The organism is Streptomyces sp. NBC_00344, from assembly GCF_036088315.1.
Taxonomy (GTDB): Bacteria; Actinomycetota; Actinomycetes; order Streptomycetales; family Streptomycetaceae; genus Streptomyces.
In genome coordinates, this window is sequence record NZ_CP107996.1 from 1,935,422 (window position 1) to 1,953,464 (window position 18,043).

At 69.7% G+C, this 18,043-nt stretch carries 15 protein-coding genes; 4 read left to right on the forward strand and 11 right to left on the reverse strand.

Going from position 1 to position 18,043, the window contains the following annotated elements:
* Positions 1-106: 106 nt before the first annotated feature.
* On the reverse strand, positions 107-319 hold the full coding sequence (locus tag OHS16_RS08570; protein ID WP_328536572.1) for an EF-hand domain-containing protein: 213 nt from the start codon (positions 317-319) through the stop codon (positions 107-109).
* A gap of 306 nt (positions 320-625) precedes the next feature.
* Here OHS16_RS08570 and OHS16_RS08575 point away from each other — a divergent pair, with 306 nt between their 5' ends.
* Positions 626-1,264 carry a GNAT family N-acetyltransferase gene (locus OHS16_RS08575; RefSeq protein ID WP_328536573.1) on the forward strand — a complete coding sequence of 213 codons (639 nt, stop codon included), beginning with the start codon at positions 626-628 and terminating at the stop codon, positions 1,262-1,264.
* A gap of 83 nt (positions 1,265-1,347) precedes the next feature.
* On the opposite strand, the gene OHS16_RS08580 is transcribed toward OHS16_RS08575, so the two are convergent.
* The 6 genes from OHS16_RS08580 to OHS16_RS08605 form a co-directional block, all read right to left on the reverse strand.
* Positions 1,348-2,544, reverse strand: a complete 1,197-nt coding sequence (locus tag OHS16_RS08580) for a YVTN family beta-propeller repeat protein (RefSeq protein ID WP_328536574.1) — start codon at positions 2,542-2,544, stop codon at positions 1,348-1,350.
* Entirely contained in the window at positions 2,541-3,377 is an 837-nt protein-coding gene (locus tag OHS16_RS08585) for a polysaccharide deacetylase family protein (protein ID WP_443042579.1), read from the reverse strand. Before OHS16_RS08585 ends, OHS16_RS08580 begins: the two co-directional genes overlap by 4 nt.
* 358 nt (positions 3,378-3,735) lie before the next feature.
* Entirely contained in the window at positions 3,736-4,248 is a 513-nt protein-coding gene (locus OHS16_RS08590) for an ATP-binding protein (protein WP_328536576.1), read from the reverse strand.
* Positions 4,249-4,481: 233 nt separating this feature from the next.
* Positions 4,482-5,249 carry an enoyl-CoA hydratase/isomerase family protein gene (locus OHS16_RS08595; RefSeq protein WP_328536577.1) on the reverse strand — a complete coding sequence of 256 codons (768 nt, stop codon included), beginning with the start codon at positions 5,247-5,249 and terminating at the stop codon, positions 4,482-4,484.
* A gap of 83 nt (positions 5,250-5,332) precedes the next feature.
* Positions 5,333-6,601, reverse strand: a complete 1,269-nt coding sequence (locus OHS16_RS08600) for a L,D-transpeptidase (RefSeq protein WP_328536578.1) — start codon at positions 6,599-6,601, stop codon at positions 5,333-5,335.
* A 183-nt stretch (positions 6,602-6,784) separates the two neighbouring features.
* On the reverse strand, positions 6,785-8,002 hold the full coding sequence (locus OHS16_RS08605) for a L,D-transpeptidase (protein WP_328536579.1): 1,218 nt from the start codon (positions 8,000-8,002) through the stop codon (positions 6,785-6,787).
* A 318-nt stretch (positions 8,003-8,320) separates the two neighbouring features.
* Between OHS16_RS08605 and glgX the strand changes: the two genes are divergently transcribed.
* Positions 8,321-10,456: a glycogen debranching protein GlgX gene (gene glgX / locus OHS16_RS08610; protein ID WP_328540767.1), complete on the forward strand. Its 2,136-nt coding sequence runs from the start codon at positions 8,321-8,323 to the stop codon at positions 10,454-10,456.
* 48 nt (positions 10,457-10,504) lie between these two features.
* Here the strand turns inward: glgX and OHS16_RS08615 are convergent, their stop codons facing one another.
* The 4 genes from OHS16_RS08615 to OHS16_RS08630 are packed head-to-tail and all read right to left on the reverse strand — an operon-like array spanning position 10,505 to position 14,163.
* A complete protein-coding gene (locus tag OHS16_RS08615; RefSeq protein WP_328536580.1) occupies positions 10,505-11,146 on the reverse strand; it encodes a response regulator transcription factor in 642 nt (213 codons plus the stop codon).
* On the reverse strand, positions 11,136-12,449 hold the full coding sequence (locus OHS16_RS08620) for a sensor histidine kinase (RefSeq protein WP_328536581.1): 1,314 nt from the start codon (positions 12,447-12,449) through the stop codon (positions 11,136-11,138). Before OHS16_RS08620 ends, OHS16_RS08615 begins: the two co-directional genes overlap by 11 nt.
* 35 nt (positions 12,450-12,484) lie before the next feature.
* Positions 12,485-13,264, reverse strand: coding sequence for an ABC transporter permease (locus OHS16_RS08625; protein ID WP_328536582.1), 780 nt, complete (start codon positions 13,262-13,264; stop codon positions 12,485-12,487).
* A complete protein-coding gene (locus OHS16_RS08630) occupies positions 13,261-14,163 on the reverse strand; it encodes an ABC transporter ATP-binding protein (RefSeq protein WP_328536583.1) in 903 nt (300 codons plus the stop codon). The genes OHS16_RS08625 and OHS16_RS08630 overlap by 4 nt, the downstream gene beginning before the upstream one ends.
* 171 nt (positions 14,164-14,334) lie before the next feature.
* On the opposite strand from OHS16_RS08630, the gene OHS16_RS08635 reads away from it, so the two are divergent.
* A complete protein-coding gene (locus tag OHS16_RS08635) occupies positions 14,335-16,113 on the forward strand; it encodes an ABC transporter ATP-binding protein (RefSeq protein ID WP_328536584.1) in 1,779 nt (592 codons plus the stop codon).
* Positions 16,110-18,029 (forward strand): ABC transporter ATP-binding protein, encoded by a 1,920-nt coding sequence (locus tag OHS16_RS08640; protein WP_328536585.1) that lies wholly within the window; start codon positions 16,110-16,112, stop codon positions 18,027-18,029. Before OHS16_RS08635 ends, OHS16_RS08640 begins: the two co-directional genes overlap by 4 nt.
* Positions 18,030-18,043 lie beyond the last annotated feature (14 nt).

The following is an 18,043-nucleotide window of genomic DNA, read 5'->3' on the forward strand; positions in this document are numbered from 1 at the left end:
AGGTTACCCAGCCGGCGGCATCCTGGGTGCCGTACCGCCACTCCCGGGCCGGGCACGGCGCCGGCGGCGGGCGCTGTGCGCACGCCGCCGGTCGCATCGCACACCGCTACTTGTTGAGCGCGGCCCAGAACTCGTCGAAGGAGAGCTTGCCGTCGCCGTTGCCGTCCTTGGCCTTGATGATGGACTGGGCCACCGTCTCGGTCACATGGAAGTCGCCGAGCTGCGCCATGACGCTCTTGTACTCGCTCGCCGTGACCCGGCCGTCGCCGTCCACGTCAAGACGATCGAACGCCTTGCGCGCCTCTTCGATGTCCGCCACTGGGTCCACCCCTTCTTGGTGCTTGTCTGACGAAGGTCAGATTAACCGGCGCGGTGAGCGCGCAGTACGGCAGCCAGCCATGCGAAGCCCTCGTCGGGGGCCGGCCAGGATTCCCGGCCGTTGATGACGGCCGTCAGCCGCCGGCCGGTAGCCTCCCGGCGGCCGACCCGTAGCGGATGGTCCGCACGGACAGGCCCGAACGGCGGGAGAGTTCACCGATGGTCACGTCCTGGGGGCGTCGTCGATCATGTCTGTGAGTGTCCTCCCTCCGGCGGGTGGAGACGCGAAACGACGGGAGCGACGGGTATGGGCACCTCACTGTCCGGCATTCTGGCAGCGGCGGCGCGAGGGGTTTTCCCTCCGCCGGACGGCTCCACAACGCTGGTCGCTCAGCCGAATGGCCGGGACGCGGGAGTGCTGGCCTTCACGGCCCACTCGGTGATCTTCCTCGACGAGGACCCTGAATGGCTGCGGGCCGCTCTCGCCGGGACGGATTCGGACCCGCTCGCCGCACCGATGAATCCGGGGTTCCTGGCCGCGCTGATGGCCCGCACCGGCCGGCGCATGAACACCATCGATCTGCTGACCGCCGCCCCCGCACTGCCCGGCGAGCCATCCCTCGCCCTGCGGGAGATCGATGACCCGGAGCATCCGCGGGTCGCCCGGGCGGTGACCTTCCGGGACGGCGTACGGGTATGGGCGGCGGACGGCGGTCTGCTGGTGCTGGGGCGGGGTGTCGCCGGGCGCTGGGAAGCGGCGATCGAGGTCGACGACGCGGCGCGCGGCCGGGGCCTCGGCCCCCGGCTCGCGGTGGCGGCCCGGCATCTGGTCGGAGACGGCTTCGTGTGGGCCCAGCAGTCGCCGGGGAACGCCCGCAGTGTGCGGGCGTTCCAGAAGGCGGGCTACCGGCCGGTGGGATCCGAGGCACTGCTGGTGGCGGACTGAGCCAGGGGTGCCCCTGTCATGGCACCAGGTGTGAGAAGCCCTGCCTGCCCCGCGGGCGGACGCCGCTCCTTCTCCCTCACGGACTAGCGGAAGATCCCGGTGTGGCCAAGCGAGTAGCGGCCGGGCTGCGGATAGACCGCGAGTCCGTGCGGGCCGCTGCCCACGGGGATGCGGGCGAGCTGCTTCCCGGTGGCGGTGTCGATGGCGTACACCTCGGCGTTGTAGCGGCCGGAGAGCCAGAGCACCTTGCCGTCGGCCGAGACTCCGCCCATGTCCGGGCTGCCGCCGTGCGGCAGAACCCATTTCCTGGTGAGTCTGTTCTGCGGAAAGTCGAAGATCGAGATCGTGCCCTCGCCCCGGTTGGAGATGTACATCTCCTTGGAGTCGCGGCTGATGTAGAGCCCGTGGCAGCCCTTGCCCGTGGGCAGCAGTTTCGGAGTGGTGAACTTGTCCCCGTTCAGCACCCAGATGCCGTCGGCCATCATGTCGGCGATGTAGAACGTCTTGCCGTCGGGCGAGATCTTCACGTCCTGCGGCATCGCGCCGTTGAACGGCAGCTTCTCCTGGCCGATGACCTTCATCTTCTCGGTGTCGACCTTGAGCAGTTCGCCGGAGAACTCGCAGGAGACGATGAAGTACCTGCCGTCGGCGGAGAAGTCCGCGTGATTGACGCCGTAGCAGGAGACCGGAACGGTCTTGGCGATCTTCATCGTGTGCGGATCCCGGAAGACCAGCTGACGGTCGAGGGATGCCATGACGATGGCGTACTTGCCGTTGGGGGTGAAGTAGAGGTTGTACGGGTCGTGGACGTCGACCGGTTTCCCCGCCCGGCCGGTGGCCGGATCGATCGGGGTGAGCGAATTGCCCCGGTCGTCGTTGACCCAGAGCGTTTTCAGGTCCCACGAGGGGACGACGTGCTGCGGCTGATTGCCGACCGGAATGGTGCGGATGATCCGGTAGGTCTTCGGGTCGATGACGGTGACCGTGTCGGAGTTGGTGTTCGGCACATACACCCGTGACGGATAGTTCCTGACGACGGGCGAGAGCCGGTTCGGGCGGTCGGCTGCGTACAGGTCCTTCGCGTCGAGCACCGGTGGCATCCCGGGCAGTCCCGGCGGGTCCGCCTTCTTCCTGGTGGTGGACAGTGCCGCGCCCTCGGGTGCGCGGGCCGTCGGGTGGCTCTTGGCCGGCGGCGACCCGCAGCCTGCGAGCGCGGCGAGCAGGGCGGCGGCCAGGAGCGCCGTGGCGCGCCTCGCGGCCGTGGCGATGGGGGAGGTCATGGGGTCAGCAGCTCCGTGGTGGTCACCGCGTGCAGCCCGCGGCGGTCGAGTGCGTCGAGCAGGACGGGCAGGGCGGCCACCGTGCCGGGATAGCCGAAGTGCATCGAGACCACCGAGCCCTTGCGGACCCCGGCGATGACGGTGCGGGTGACCGCGGTGGCTCCGGGAGAGGTGTAGTCGAGGGAGTCCGTGTCGTACGAGAGCACGTGCGGATACCCGGCCCGTACCGCGAGTCTGCGGACGAGCGGTGTCGCGTCCCGGGCGCGCGAGGGGCGGAACCAGGTGCCGATGGAGCCGGTGAGCCTGCGGAGCCGGTCGGCGCAGCCGGTGATCTCCGCGTACGCCTCCTGCTCCCCCATCGAGGAGATGGACGTGTGGTGGAGGGTGTGGTTTCCGAGGTCGTGGCCGCCGTCGAGGATCCGGCGGGCCATCCGGGGATATTCGTCCAGCCAGGTGCCGACGGCCAGCACGGTGATCCGGGCACCGGCCCGCTCGGCCTCGTCGAGTACGGACCGGGCGATGGCGGGGTCGCCCTGGCCGTGGAAGGTCAGCGCGACCCGGGCACGATCGCGCGGACCGTGGTCGACCTGCACGGGCTGCCCGGGGAAGGCGCGGGGGGCCGGGGCCCGGCGGGTGGGGGGCGTATCGGGTCTGGCCGGGGCGGGGGGCGCGGGGGCGGAGGGCGTTCCGGCGGCAGGCCTGCCGCCGGAACAGCCTGCGGCAAGAGCCCCGGCGACAGCCGCCCCCGCTCCGGTGCGCAGCGCTCTGCGGCGGTCGATCTCAGTCACGCGTCCATTTAAGGGGCGGATCGCGCCGAATATCCTGATTGACATGGTTCGACAGGTTCACAGAACGCCATCGGTGATGGCACAGGGACCTATCGATCAAGCAATCGCGCAGCAGATTGCCCTTTCACTCACCTATTACCAGGTAAGTGGCTCATCTCACCTGCGATTCATACTTCTATTATCCCGTTTTGCGGCAGATCGCCCGAATAGGGGTTTTGACGGCGTGACCCCCGGTCCCTCATAGTCGGAGAAACGATCCCCACTGACCCGGGCCCGATCGTCATCAGCCGCCGTGGATTTCACCCCCCCCTGATCCACGGCGCTCCACAGAAGCCCCCGCAGCGCCGCAACCCGGCCCACCGGGGGCTTCTGCAATTGCGGAGGCGCCGGGCGCCGGCGGCGCTCAGGAAGGCTGACGGTCGGCGACCCGCATCTCGAACCAGGTGTTCTTTCCTCGCGGCAGCAGATCCACGCCCCAGCGATCGGAGAGCTTGTCCACGAGAAACAGGCCCCGGCCGCTGGTGTCCATCTCCTGGACCGGCATCAGGCAGGGCAGCCCACGGGACGGATCGCGCACCTCGATCCGGATCCAGCCGCGGCGGCGCAGCATCCGCAGCCCGAAAACGCGGGCCCCGGTGTGCCGTACCGCGTTGCCGACGAGTTCCGAGACCAGTAACACCGCGTGTTCGGCGGTCTGCGGGGACAGCCCCCACTGGCGGAGCACCACACTCTGGGCGAGCCTTCGCGCGGTCGCCGCGGACTCCGGGCGGGACGGCAGGCGGACTTCACCCTCCGTTGGATTTCCGAACAACTCCAGCACCTTCAGAGCCTGTTCGTCGTCAACGGCAGGTAACCAACGCGCGGCACTCGCGTCAGCGCGCTGCCGCGGTTGCTCCACACCCTCCAGGCCCGCCATGCCCCCCATCATGGCCGCCCGAAACGGCTTCCGGGGCCGTTCCCGGGTAATCCGCAAGCGCGATCCCATCGTCCCGGCAGACCGTTTTGACATATGCCATTGGCAGCGCAGCCGTCTCCGCACCCCTCTTGAGCTGCGATGACTTCAGGCTTACGAGTGATCACCAAGGGTGGTGATCGGCTACGCCTTAAGGTTGGCTTAAGGCGTAGCTAATCCACCCAACCGGTGAGCCCTCAGAGGAACTTGGCCTTGCCCGGCCCCTCGTCGACGAAGCTGCGCATGCCCCGTTCACGGTCCTCGGTCGCGAACAGCCCCGCGAACCATGTGCGTTCGATCGCGAGCCCGGTGTCGAGGTCGGTCTCCAGACCCGCGTCGATGGACTCCTTCGCGGCGCGCAGGGCGATGGCCGGGCCCTGGGCGAGACGGGCGGCCCAGGCGTGCGCCGCCTCGTACACCTCATCCGCGGGGACGACCCGGTCGACGAGACCCATGGCCAGCGCCTCCGGGGCCTTCACCTGACGTCCGGTGAAAATGAGGTCCTTGGCCCTGGAGGGACCGATGAGCCGGGAGAGCCGCTGGGTACCGCCTGCTCCCGGGATGAGCCCGAGCAGGATCTCGGGCTGGCCGAGCTTGGCGTTCTCCCCCGCGATACGGAAGTCCGCACAGAGCGCCAGCTCGCATCCGCCACCCAGGGCGTAACCGGTGACCGCGGCGACGACCGGCTTGGGGATGCGGGCCACGGCGGTGAAGGAGTCCTGCAGTCCGCGGGAGCGCACGACCATCGCCGCGTGATCCATGGCCTGCATCTCCTTGATGTCCGCACCTGCCGCGAACACCTTCTCGCCGCCGTAGAGCACCACGGCGCGTACATCGTCACGGCGGCCCGCCTCTTCGGCGAGCTCGCGCAGCCGGTCCTGGACGGCGACGTCCAGCGCGTTCATCGGCGGGCGGTCGAGGCGGATGGTGCCCACGCCTTCGGAGACTTCGAGAGTGACTGTCATGCCAGCAGGTTAACTGCGGTTAACGTGCGGCGGCCCGGTGCACTTGGTCACAGTGCGCCGGGCCGCCGTCACGCGGGACGTGATTACTTCGTCCAGTCGGCCCAGGACATGTTCCAGCCGTTGAGGCCGTTGTCCGGCTGGATCGTCTCGTCGTGCGAGTTCTTCACGATCAGCACGTCGCCGATGATCGACTGGTTGTAGAACCAGGCGGCCGGGGTCTTCTTGCTCCAGCCGCCGCGTACGTCGTGCAGGCCGACACAGCCGTGGCTGGTGTTGGCGGCGCCGAAAATACTGTTCGCCGCCCAGTAGTTGCCGTGCACGAAGGTCCCGGAGTCGGACAGGCGCATCGCGTGCGGCACGTCCTTGATGTCGTACTCGCCGCCGAAACCGACCGTGTCACCGTTCATCCGGGTGACCGGGTGCTTCTCACTGATGACCATCTGGCCGTTGTAGGTCGTGGTGGCGGAGGCGCCCGCGCTGATCAGGACCTTCCTGATCTGCTTGCCGTCCTTGACGACCTTCATGGTGTGCGCGTGGGCGTCCACCGTGGAGACCATCGAGCGGCCGATGGTGAACTTCACGGTCCTGGTCTGCTTGCCGTAGACGCCCGGCCGGCCCTCGACCCCGTCGAGGGTCAGCTTCACGGTCACCTTGGTCCCCGCGGCCCAGTACTTCTCGGGGCGGAAGTCCAGGCGGTCGTTGCCGAACCAGTGACCCTCGACCGGCACCGCCGGGTCCGCGGTCACCTTGACGGCCTTCTCCACGTCGTCCGGGTGGGTGATGCCACGGGAGAAGCGGATCGAGACCGGCATGCCGACACCGACGGTCGAGCCGTCCTCCGGTGTGTACTGGCCGATGAAGGTGTTCTTGGGCACCAGCGTGGTGAAGGTGGTGTCCTTCGCGGACTCCCGCCCCTTGGTGTCCTTGGCGACCGCGTGCACCCTGAACTTCGTTGCCGCGGGCAGATGCTGGAGCGGCTTCCAGCTGAGACCGCCCGGGGCGATCCGGCCGTCGACCCGGTTGCCCTTGGTGTCCTGCACGGTGACCGCGGTCAGTCTGCCCCTGTCCGCGGTGACCTTCAGCGCGCCGCTGGTGGCGGCGGATGCCGCTCCGTCCTTCGGCGCGACCGTCACCACGGCCTGCGAGGCCGCGTTGGCGTCGGCCGTGCTTCCGGAACCCTGCTTCTCCTCGCCCCCGCCGTTACGGCTGTCCGCGCTGCTGCTTCCGCCGCATGCGGTGACCAGCAGCAGCATCGCTCCCACTGCCAGCGCCGGCAGTCCGGAACCCAGGAGCCTTCCGGTCCCCTCCCGACGCCCGCCGGCCGATGTCCCCGATATCGGTCGCCCGTTCACAATGGTGGTCTCCCCTCGCGCACGGCCCGGCCCCGCCGAGGCACGTACCCCCCGCGCGCTCGTTCCGCGCGCCTTGGGCCAGACAATCACATCGCGGGCTCGCTCGACTCCCCCCGAGATGTCACCGTTCAGTCCCAACTCACCGGTGCCTGCGCAGGTCATAGCGGTGGGCGCGGGAAGGACTCAGCCGGTCGCGGAGCCCGCTGTCCACTGCTGCCAGCCGAGGTTCCAGCCGCCGAGCCCGTTGTCGGGGGCGACCTGTGTGTCATGGGAGTTGATCACTTCGATCACGTCACCGATCAGCGTGCGGTCGAAGAACCACCCCGCAGGTGACAGCGGGCTGCCGCCCCGTACATCGCGCAGACCTACACAGCCATGGCTTGTGTTGGTGGCACCGAAGACACTCGGTGCAGCCCAGTAGTTGCCGTGCAGAAACGTCCCCGACCTGGTCAGGCGCAGTGCGTGCGGCACATCGGGGATGTCGTACTCACCGCCGAAGCCGACCGTGTCGCCGTTCATCCGGGTCACCTCGTACTTGTCCGAGACCACCATCTTCCCGTTGTAGGTGGTGTGGTCGGGGGCGCCCGCCGTGACCGGCAGCGTGGTCAGCAGCGCCCCGTCGCGCTGCACTGTCATCGTGTGGGTCGCCGCGTCCACCAGGGACACCTGGGAGCGCCCCACCCGGAATCCGATGGTCTTGTGCTGGATTCCGCGGACCCCCGGCGCCACCAGGACATGCCGCAGCCGCATGGCGACGGTGACCGCAGTGCCGGGCCGCCAGTACTCGCGCGGGCGGAAGTCGAGCCGGTCGCTGCCGAACCAGTGGCCGGCGACCGGCACGGGCGGGTCCGCGGTGACGGTGATGGCATGTTCGACGGCCGCGCGGTTCCGGTGGTTCACGACGGGCCGGTTGAAGTGGAAGGACACGATCATGCCGGTGCCGACGACCGATCGGTTCTCCGGCGTGAAGTATCCGATGAAGCGGCGCTGCGGAACAACGGTGGTGAAGGTGGTGTGGCGGGCCCGGCGATGACCGTTGCCGTCCGTGGTCACCGCGTCCACGGTGTACGTGGCGGCGCCCGTCAGCCGTCCGGCTCCCGAGCTCCAGTTGCGGCCGTCGCCCGAGATGCCGCCCGGCACGGACTGCGCCCGCCCGTCCGCGATCCTGACGACCCTGACCCGCTCGATCCTGCCTTCGCGCACCGAGACCGCCACCTTCCGGTCCGCCCCGACGTTCTTCGCACCGTCCTCGGGAACGACCTTGATGGCGGATTCGGGGGACCGCGCCTTGGCGCCGTCCCCCAGGGGTACGGCGTCGCATCCGGCCGCGCCCGCCGCCAGTGCCACCCATGCCACAGCGGCCGCAATGCCCGCACCTGTCCTTTTTGCCAGTTGTCTCACGCACCGCTCAACGACCACCCCCCTCCGGGGGAAACGTGAGATCGGCTGCCGTTGCGGGCAGAACAGAGGGGACGGACCTTGCGAGGGGAGCCGCGGCCGGGACGCCGTGCGCCCTCGCGGCGCCGGTCCCGATGAGCCGCAGGAGGCCGACAGGTGTCGAGCGCAGCCGAGCAGGAGTCCGTACGGCCTGCCCAACCGATGGCAGGGAACGATCGGACGCTGCACCGTCAGGTGCCGCGCGATCAGCTGAACGGGCACCGGTTGAACGGTCACCGGAAGGACGCCCCGCCGCCCAGGACCGTCTGGCCCGGTACGCCCATGCCGCTCGGGGCGCGCTACCGGGTGGGGCCCGACGGCGTCGCGGGCACCAACTTCGCGCTCTGGGCGGGCGGGGCCGAATCCGTGGAGCTCTGCCTTTTCGACGACGAGGGGCAGGAGACACGCTGCGAACTGACCGAACTGACCCATGAGATATGGCACGGGTTCCTGCCGGGTGTCCAGCCCGGACAGCGGTACGGCTACCGGGTCGGCGGGCGGTGGGACCCCTGGACCGGGGCCCGCTGGAACGCGGCGAAACTGCTGCTCGATCCGTATGCCCGGGCCGTGGACGGAGAGTTCTCCCTGCCGCCCGAGGTGTACGCGCATGTGCGCGACTGGCCCCAGCAGGAGGTCGCCGACACCGTGCGCGACGAACGGGACTCCGCTCCCTGGGTGCCCAAGGGGGTGGTGGTGCACGACGAAGCGCCCGGCGACCCCTGGGAGGACGACCACCGGCCCAAGACGCCCTGGGCCGACACCGTCATCTACGAACTTCACGTGCGGGGCTTCACCAAACTCCACCCGGGAATCCCCGAGGAACTGCGGGGCACCTACGCCGGACTGGCGCACCCCGCCGCGATCGGCCACCTCGTGCGTCTGGGGGTGACCGCCGTGGAACTCCTGCCGGTGCACCAGTTCGCCCACGAGGACCATCTGCTGCAACGAGGGCTGCGGAACTACTGGGGCTACAACTCGGTCGGCTATTTCGCCCCGCACGCCGGCTACGCCGCTTCCGGCACCGCCGGGCAGCAGGTCGACGAGTTCAAGCGGATGGTGCAAGCACTGCACGCGGCCGGTATCGAGGTGATCCTGGACGTCGTCTACAACCACACGGCGGAAGCAGGCGAGCGGGGACCGACGCTGTCGCTGCGCGGCATCGACAACCGCGGCTACTACCGGCTGCAGGACGACGCACGCCGTTACGCCGACTACACCGGCTGCGGCAACACCCTGCACGTGGTGCAGCCGCACGTACTGCGGCTCATCACCGACTCACTGCGCTACTGGGTCACCGAGATGGGTGTCGACGGCTTCCGCTTCGACCTGGCTGCCGCGCTGGCCAGGTCCTTCCACGACGTCGACATGCTCTCGCCCTTTCTGGCCGTGATCGCGCAGGACCCGGTGCTGCGTCGGGTGAAGCTGATCGCGGAGCCGTGGGACGTGGGAAACGGCGGATACCAGGTCGGCTCCTTCCCTCCGCTGTGGACCGAGTGGAACGACCGCTACCGGGACGCGGTGCGGGACTTCTGGCGTGGCGCGCTGCCCGATGTACGCGATCTCGGGTACCGGCTCTCGGGGTCGAGCGACCTCTACGCCTGGGGCGGGCGCCGTCCGCAGGCGTCGGTCAACTTCATCACGGCGCACGACGGCTTCACCCTGCGCGACCTGGTCAGTTACGGGTACAAGCACAACGGGGCCAACGGGGAGGGCAACAGGGACGGCACCGACGACAACCGGTCCTGGAACTGCGGCGCGGAGGGCGACACGGACGATCCGGACATCGCGGCGCTGCGCCGCAGACAGCTGCGCTCTCTGCTGACCACTCTGCTGGTGTCGACCGGGGTGCCGATGCTGGTCGCCGGTGACGAGATGGGGCGGACGCAGGGCGGCAACAACAACGCCTACTGCCAGGACAACGAGATCAGCTGGATCGACTGGTCACTCATCGACGAGCCGGGCCCGCGGATGCTGCTCGATCTCACCACCCGGTTGCTCGCGCTGCGCCACGCCCATCCGGTGCTGCGCCGCCGCGCGTTCTTCTCCGGGCGCGCGCAGGCCTCTGACGGACTGCGGGATCTGGCCTGGTTCACGCCGTACGGCGATGAGATGACCGAGCGGGACTGGTACGCGCCTGCGGCCACCCTCGGGGTCTACCTGTCCGGGCGTGACATCCCGGGGCGCGACGCCCGCGGGGACGAGGTGACCGACGACAGCTTTCTGACGATTCTGCACTCGGCCGGGCGACCGGTGAGTTTCCTGCTGCCGGGCGCGCCCTGGGCACAGGCATACGAACTGCTCGTCGACACGTCGCTGGAGGAACAGAGCGCGGAACCGGGCACGCTGCACCGCGGCGGCACGGAGATCACGGTCCCGGCGCGGTCGGTGCTGCTGCTGAAGGTCAGGAACCGGCCGTGAGGGGCCCGGCCGGAGGACGGCTACCGGGGGACGCCGGAGGGACGGGTCTCAGCCGAGGATCCCGCGGTCGTACGCCACGGCCACCGCCGCCGCGCGGTCCTTGACGCCCAGCTTCCCGTAGATGTGCGTGAGATGGGTCTTCACCGTCGCCTCACTGATGAACAGCTCGCGGGCGATGTCCCGGTTGGACGTGCCCTTGGACACCAGCAGCAGGACCTCGCGCTCCCGGGCACTCAGCGCATCCCGGCCGGACGGCGCGGGGGCACGCACCCGGGAGACCAGCCGGGAGGCGATCGCGGGCGAGAGCACCGTACGGCCGGCGGCTGCGGCCCGTACCGCGGCGAAGAGCTCGTCGCGAGGCGCGTCCTTCAGGAGATATCCGGTGGCGCCGGCCTCGATGGCCGGCAGGGTGTCGGAGTCCGTGTCGTAGGTCGTCAGCACCAGCACCTTGGCACGGGCGCCCCTGCGGGTCAGTTCGGCGATGGCCGCCACCCCGCCGCCGCCGGGCATGCGCAGATCCATCAGGACCACGTCCGGGTCGAGGCGTTCGGCCAGCTCGACCGCCTGGACGCCGTCGGCGGCCTCGCCGAGCACCCCGAAGCCGGGAGCGTCCAGGAACATGCCGCGCAGTCCGTCCCGGACGACGGGATGGTCGTCGACGATCAGCAGGGTGATCACGTCAGAGTTCATGGCGGACCAAAGGTACGCGAGCGGACACCGCGGTGCCGTAGCCCGGCTCGGACTCGACGGCCACCGTGCCCGCGATCCGTTCGGCACGCGCACACATCCCGCCAAGACCGAAGCCCCCGCTGCTGTTTCTCGGAGCCACCGCGAGCGGGTCGAAGCCGCGGCCGTCGTCGCGGACATCCAGTGCCATCTCGTCCTCCATGTAGGAGAGGGTCACGCCGACCCGGCCCGCACCGGCGTGCCGCGCGGTGTTGGCCAGGGCTTCCTGGGCGATGCGCAGCAGGGTGGCCTCGACCTCGTCGTGCAGCGGTTCGACCGTACCCGTGACGGTGAACTCGGCCCGCACGCCCGCCGAGACCGACCACTGCCCGACGAGCTTCTTGAGCGCCTCGGGCAGCGCGTCATCGGCCAGCGCCACCGGGCTGAGGTTCTGCACCGACCGGCGGGCCTCCCCCAGACTGTGCCGGGCGAGCTCCTGGGCCCGGGCGAGGTGCTCCCCCGCGGTGTCCTGTCCCTTGGTCAGTGAGACCACCTGAAGCTGGGTGATGATGCCCGCCAGACCCTGCGCGATGGTGTCGTGGATCTCGGCGGCGAGCCTGCGGCGTTCGTCGGCGACACCCGCTTCTCTCGCCTGGACGAGAAGCTGCGCATGCAGCGCCGCGTTCTCGTCGAGTGCCGCCTGCAGCCGTTCGTTGGTGTGCGCCAGTTCGGCGATGGTGTCGGCCTGGACGTGGGCCCGCTCGTCCTCCTGGGCGGCCAGGTGGCTGAAGACGATGAGCAGCGTGACGTTGACGGCGAACACCGCCCCGAACACCACCCAGCCGATGGGTCCGTGCGGCGGAAGCCCGCCGGACTGCGAACCGGCCATCGTGACAGCACTGGCCAGCAGACCGACCCGTACCAGCCGCCTGGGCAGCAGCCGCTCGGCGCCGAAGTAGCCGGCGGCCGCGTAGAAAGCGAAGAAGGGGTTGAGCCAGGTCAGCGCGAAGGCGAAGGCCCAGCGGAGAAAGTAGTAGAGCGTGCCCGCGACGGAGGGGCCGGGACGGCTGACGGTCGCCCGGCCCCACCAGAGCTGGAGGGCGGCCGCGCCGAGGACGAGGCCGCCTGCCGCCGCCCGCCCGCCGGTGGTCATACCGACCAGACCGGCGGTAGCGACCGAGACCAGGGTGGCGATCGCGAGGAGCGCGTAGGGCCCCCAGCGGAAGAAGACGGCCCACCGCTGTTCGACCCCCAGTGCCGCGGCCGCCGCACGGCCGGCGGCCGTCACGTCCGCTGGACCGCCGGTCCCGGACGGCTCCGGTGTCATCACCTCAGTCTGCCCTGACCGACTCATGCACGTCCTCACTCCCAGCGGAACCAGCGGTTGGCGCCGGCCGACAGCACCACGGCCCACAGCGCGAGCACACCCAACCGGGACCAGGCGGGCCAGTGTCCCAGAGCAGCCTGATCGAGAGCCTGGGCCGCCGCACCGAACGGGGTGAGTTCCACGATGCGGGCGAGGGAGTCAGGCATGGCCCCGACCGGCAGCCAGACGCCGGCCGAGAACATCATCGGGAAGAAGACCGCCGAGCCGACCGCATTGGCCACCTTCGGGGTCCGCGACACCGCGGAGACCAGGGATCCGAGCGCCAGCGCGGCAAGGACGGCCAGGAGCAGCGCCGCCAGATACCCGAGGATCTGCCGCGGCAGCGGCACCGCGAAGACGATCCGTCCGACGGCCAGCGAGAGCAGCGCCGAGAGCAGCGCGGCCACGCCGTGCAGCCCCATCTGAGCGCCGAGCAGCGCATGCGGACGGACCGGTGTGGTGGACATCCGGCGCAGGATGCCCCGTTCCCGGTAGCCGGTGATCACCGGAGGCATCGCCTGCAGGCCGGCCATGATCATGGCAAGCAGCACGGCGACCGGGACATAGGCGTTGACCAGCCGTTCGCCACCGAGATCGGGGTCGGGGTGACGGAAGGACGGGATGGACCCGAGGATCACCAGCAGCAGTGTGGGAAACACCAGGACCCAGAAGAGTGTGGCGGGCTCCCGGCGGAACAGCCGGATCTCGGTCCTCAGTACGGCGGCGAATGCGCCCGCCGCCGGCTGCGCACTGGTCGGCGCGGTCACTGTGGTCATGATGCGGCTCCCGTCAGGTCGAGGAACGCGTCGTCCAACGTGGCGTCGGTGACGCGGAGCTGGTGGGCGGTGATGTGGTGCCTCGCCAGCAGGGTGAGCACGGCGTTGACGGTCTCGTCGGTGCCGTTGATGACGAGCCCGCCGTCCCGCTCCTCCACGGCCGCGGCGCCGGGCAGCTCCTCGAGCCGTCGCACATCCAGCGGCTGGGAGGGGGTGAAGGAGATCACCGTGGAGCCCGAAGAGCGGCGGATGAGGCCGGACGGGGTGTCGAGAGCGGCGACCCGGCCCTTGTCGATCACGGCGATCCGGTCGCAGAGGCGCTGCGCCTCCTCCATGAAGTGGGTGACCAGCAGGATGGTCACCCCGCTGTCGCGTACGTCCTCGATCAACTGCCAGGTGTCGCGCCGGGCCCGCGGGTCGAGACCGGTGGTCAACTCGTCGAGTACGACGACCTCGGGGCTGCCGAGCAGAGCGAGTGCGATGGACAGCCGCTGCTTCTGACCGCCGGAGAGCCTGGCGAACCGGGAGCCGAGTGTGTCCTCGAGGCCCAGCCGCCGGGCCAGCGGCCGCCAGTCGGCGGGGGCCGGGTAGAAGGAGGAGTACAGCTCGAGCGCCTCACGAACGGTGATCTTCGGCTGCAGCTCGCTCTCCTGGAGCTGGATGCCGAGAATCTTCGTCACCCGTTCGTGGTCGGCGACCGGATCGAATCCGGCCACCCGCACCGTGCCGTCGTCAGGGGTCCGCAGTCCGCCGACGCACTCGACGGTGGTGGTCTTCCCCGCGCCGTTCGGTCCGAGAATCCCGAAGATCTCCCCCACCTCGACGGCGAAGGACACCCCGTCCACCGCGTGCTTGCCGCCGTAGGCCTTGCGCAGCCCGTTCACTTCGATGATTGCCATGCTCACAGGATTCGCCGGACCGGTGTTCAGCGGCATCGGCCATCCCGCTCGACCTGCCATCAACCGATCGGTTGATGGCGGCGTACGACCTCGGGTCGCATAACGTCGCACGGCAGAACTGCCGCAAAACTCAGTGGGCACTGTCAGTGCCGAACCGTAGGCTCCCCATCGATGCCCGAAACACATGCACCGACCAAGCACCTGACCGGAACACGTTCCCTGCTGCGGCTGTGGCCCTACGTGCGCCCGGTACGAAGACGGCTGGCCGGTGCCGCTCTGGTCGCGATCGTCGCCTCCTGTCTCGGCCTGGTCATTCCGCTGGTACTGAAGTGGATCGTGGACGGTCCTGTCACCGAAAGGGACACCGCGGGTGTCTGGTTCGGGGCCCTGATGCTGTTCGGGCTCGGGGTCGCGGAAGCCCTGCTCTTCGGACTGCGCCGCTGGCTGGTCGCCCGGCCGCTCGCCGGGGTCGAGGCATCCATGCGGGCCGACCTCTACCGGCACCTGCAACGGCTCCCAGTGGCCTTCCACGACCGGTGGGCATCCGGGCAGCTGCTCTCGCGCGGCACGACCGATCTGATGCTGCTGCGGATGTTCCTTGCCTTCCCGCTGACGTTCCTCCTGGTCAACGCGGTGACGATTATCGTCGGGTTCGTCATTCTGCTGGTCCAGCAGTGGACACTCGGGCTGGTACTGCTGGGGCCGGTCGTCCCGCTGGTGATCCTGTGCAAGATCTTCGAGACGAAGTACTCCCTGATCGCACGGCATTCCCAGGACCAGGTCGGGGATCTGACCACGGTCGTCGAGGAGAGCGTGCTCGGCATCCGCATCATCAAGGGCTTCGGCCGCCACCGCAGCCAGGCCCTGGCGTTCCGTGAACTGTCGGCGGAACTGCGCTCGACGGAACTGCTCAAGGCCCGCCTGCTGGCGGGAATCTGGGCCGTGATCACCACGATCCCCGAGCTGGCGATCGGCGCGGCTCTGGTACTGGGCACCGTCCAGGTCGCCGACGGCGATCTGTCCGCGGGCACCCTGGTCGCCTTCCTGTCGACGGCACTTGCACTGCGCTGGCCGGTGGAGTCGATCGGCTTCCTGCTGGCCATCAGCCAGGATGCCGCCACCGCGACCCAGCGCTACTTCGAAGTGCTGGACGTGCCCGAGGAGTCGGACCCGAGGCAGAACGGACCCGATCCGTCCGCCGCCGGCACCGGACTGCGCTTCGAGGGAGTCGAGTTCCGGTATCCCGATGCCGCACCGCACACCCCGCCGGTCCTCGGCGGTATCGATCTGCACATCCGCTCCGGCGAAACGCTGGCCGTGGTCGGCTCGACCGGCTCGGGCAAGACCACGCTCACGGCTCTGGTGCCGCGGCTGCACGAGATCACCGGTGGCCGGATCACCCTGGACGGCGAGGACATCACCGCCATGCCGCGCGAACGGCTGCGTGAGCTGGTGTCGGTGGCCTTCGAAGAGCCGACCCTGTTCTCGGCCAGCGTGGGGGAGAACGTACGGATGGGCCACGCGGCGGCGGACGAGGGTGCGCTGCTGCGCGCCCTGTCCACCTCCCAGGCCGACTTCGTGCACGATCTGCCGCTCGGCACGGCCACGCAGGTCGGCGAGCAGGGGCTGAGTCTGTCGGGAGGCCAGCGGCAGAGGCTCGCGCTGGCCCGTGCCGTGGTCGGGCAGCCCCGCTTCCTGGTACTCGACGATCCGCTGTCCGCGCTCGACGTGCACACCGAGGCGCTGGTCGAAGCGGCCCTGCGCCAGGTGCTCGCCGACACGACGGCACTGGTCATCGCGCACCGCCCGTCCACCGTGATGCTCGCCGACCGGGTCGCGCTTCTTTCCGGGGGACGCATCGCGGCCGTCGGTACCCACCACGAACTGCTGCGCAGCAACGCCGAGTACGCCTGGCTGATGTCCGGCGCCGAGGGGGACGAGAACCGATGACCACCACCGTCGACGGCGGGCAGCCGGCCGCCGAGCCCGGGCCGGGCGATGTGACGGCCCCCGGGCGGCCGCCCGGCGAGGAACCCGCGCAGCCCGGCGCCGAAATCCCGCCCGGAGAATCCGACGCGTTCTTCGACCAGGACCGACTGCCCGCGCCGCCCGGCGCGACCGGAGCGCTGCTGCGCTCACTGATCGCCCCGCACCGGACCCTGGCGATCGTCGCCGCCGTACTCATGCTGGTCCAGCAGGCCGCGGTACAGGCCGGACCGCTGCTCGTCGCCTACGCCATCGACCGGGGCGTCCCCGCCTTCCGGGACCACGACAACGGTCCGCTGATCGCCATCGGCGTCGGTTATCTCGGCTCCGCGCTGCTCTCCGGAGCGCTGCAGTTCTCCTTCGTCCAGATCTCGGCACGGGTCAACCAGGGCGCGCTGCTCGACCTCCGGGGGCGGATCTTCCGCCATGCCCAGGCGCTGAGTGTGGACTTCCACGAGCGCTACACCTCGGGCCGCCTCATCGCCCGCTCCACCACCGATGTGGAGTCCCTGCGCGAACTGCTCGCCGACGGTCTGCAGGAGCTCATCAACGTGGTGCTCTCGGTCGTCTACATCTGCGCGATGCTGCTCTGGCTCGACCTGGGTCTCGGCGCGGTGGCGGTGCTCTCGTTCGCGCCGCTGTACGTTCTCATCCGACGCTACCGGCGCCGCGTCACCGTGGTCTTCGCCCAGCGTTCCACCGCGGTGGCCGCGGTGATCGTGAAGTTCGCGGAGACGATGAACGGCATCAGGCCGGTGCAGGCCTTCCGCCGCGAGCGCGCCAACGACGCGGAGTTCGACCGGCTCAACAAGCGCCACGAGCGGGTGAACGGTGACGGGATACTGGAGATGGCCCGCTATGTGACCGGCTCCCGTCTCGTCGCCAACACCTCGGTCGCCGCCATCGTCCTGTGGGGCTCCTACCGGGTGGCTCAAGGGCATCTCGCCCTCGGGGTGCTGGCCGCATCGGTGCTCTATCTGCGCCGTCTCTACGACCCTATAGACCGACTCGGCATGTTCCTCAACTCGTATCAGTCGGCGGCTGCCTCGCTGGACAAGATCGCGGGCCTGCTCGCCCAGAAGCCGACCGTGCCCCCGCCGGGCGCCCCCGTGCCGCTGCCCGCCCTGGCCTCCGAGCACCCGGGCCGCGAGGTGGTCTTCGAGGGGGTGCGCTTCGCCTACCGCACCGGCGGAGAGGTACTGCCGCGCTTCGATCTCAGGATTCCCGCCGGACAGACGGTCGCGGTCGTCGGTTCCACGGGCGCCGGCAAGTCGACGCTCGCGAAGCTGCTCGCCCGTTTCTACGATCCGACGGAGGGCCTGGTGCTCCTCGACGGCGTTCCGCTTCGCCGTCTCGAGGTGTCCGAACTGCGGCGCGGGGTGGTGATGGTGACGCAGGAGGCGTTCCTCTTCTCCGGCACGATCGCCGAGAACATCGCCATCGGCCGCCCCGAAGCGACCCGCGAGGATATCAAGGAGGCCGCGAAGGCGATCGGCGCGCACGACTTCATCAGCACGCTGCCCGAGGGATACGACACGGACGTACGCAAGCGGGGCGGCCGGATCTCCGCGGGACAGCGTCAGTTGGTGGCCTTCGCCCGCGCGCTGCTCGCCGACCCCGCCGTACTGATCCTCGACGAGGCGACCAGCTCGCTCGACATCCCGGGCGAGCGGGCCGTCCAGCGTGCCATGGACACCGTGCTGCGCGGCCGCACCGCGGTTGTCATCGCGCACCGGCTCTCCACCGTGGAGATCGCGGACCGGGTGCTGGTGATGGAGCACGGCAGGATCGTCGAGGACGGGACGCCCGACACGTTGATCTCCGGGTCCGGGCACTTCGCCGGTCTGCACCGGGCCTGGCAGGAGAGCGTGGTGAGCTGACCGGACGGCGCCGG

What these genes read in the sequence shown, in the direction of transcription:
- OHS16_RS08575 (WP_328536573.1), top strand. Translation starts at nt 626, where the DNA reads ATGGGCACCTCACTGTCCGGCATTCTGGCAGCGGCGGCGCGAGGGGTT.
- OHS16_RS08580 (WP_328536574.1), bottom strand. Translation starts at nt 2,544, where the DNA reads ATGACCTCCCCCATCGCCACGGCCGCGAGGCGCGCCACGGCGCTCCTG.
- OHS16_RS08585 (WP_443042579.1), bottom strand. Translation starts at nt 3,377, where the DNA reads ATGTCAATCAGGATATTCGGCGCGATCCGCCCCTTAAATGGACGCGTG.
- OHS16_RS08590 (WP_328536576.1), bottom strand. Translation starts at nt 4,248, where the DNA reads ATGGCGGGCCTGGAGGGTGTGGAGCAACCGCGGCAGCGCGCTGACGCG.
- OHS16_RS08595 (WP_328536577.1), bottom strand. Translation starts at nt 5,249, where the DNA reads ATGACAGTCACTCTCGAAGTCTCCGAAGGCGTGGGCACCATCCGCCTC.
- glgX (WP_328540767.1), top strand. Translation starts at nt 8,321, where the DNA reads ATGCCGCTCGGGGCGCGCTACCGGGTGGGGCCCGACGGCGTCGCGGGC.
- OHS16_RS08615 (WP_328536580.1), bottom strand. Translation starts at nt 11,146, where the DNA reads ATGAACTCTGACGTGATCACCCTGCTGATCGTCGACGACCATCCCGTC.
- OHS16_RS08620 (WP_328536581.1), bottom strand. Translation starts at nt 12,449, where the DNA reads ATGACACCGGAGCCGTCCGGGACCGGCGGTCCAGCGGACGTGACGGCC.
- OHS16_RS08625 (WP_328536582.1), bottom strand. Translation starts at nt 13,264, where the DNA reads ATGACCACAGTGACCGCGCCGACCAGTGCGCAGCCGGCGGCGGGCGCA.
- OHS16_RS08630 (WP_328536583.1), bottom strand. Translation starts at nt 14,163, where the DNA reads ATGGCAATCATCGAAGTGAACGGGCTGCGCAAGGCCTACGGCGGCAAG.
- OHS16_RS08635 (WP_328536584.1), top strand. Translation starts at nt 14,335, where the DNA reads ATGCCCGAAACACATGCACCGACCAAGCACCTGACCGGAACACGTTCC.
- OHS16_RS08640 (WP_328536585.1), top strand. Translation starts at nt 16,110, where the DNA reads ATGACCACCACCGTCGACGGCGGGCAGCCGGCCGCCGAGCCCGGGCCG.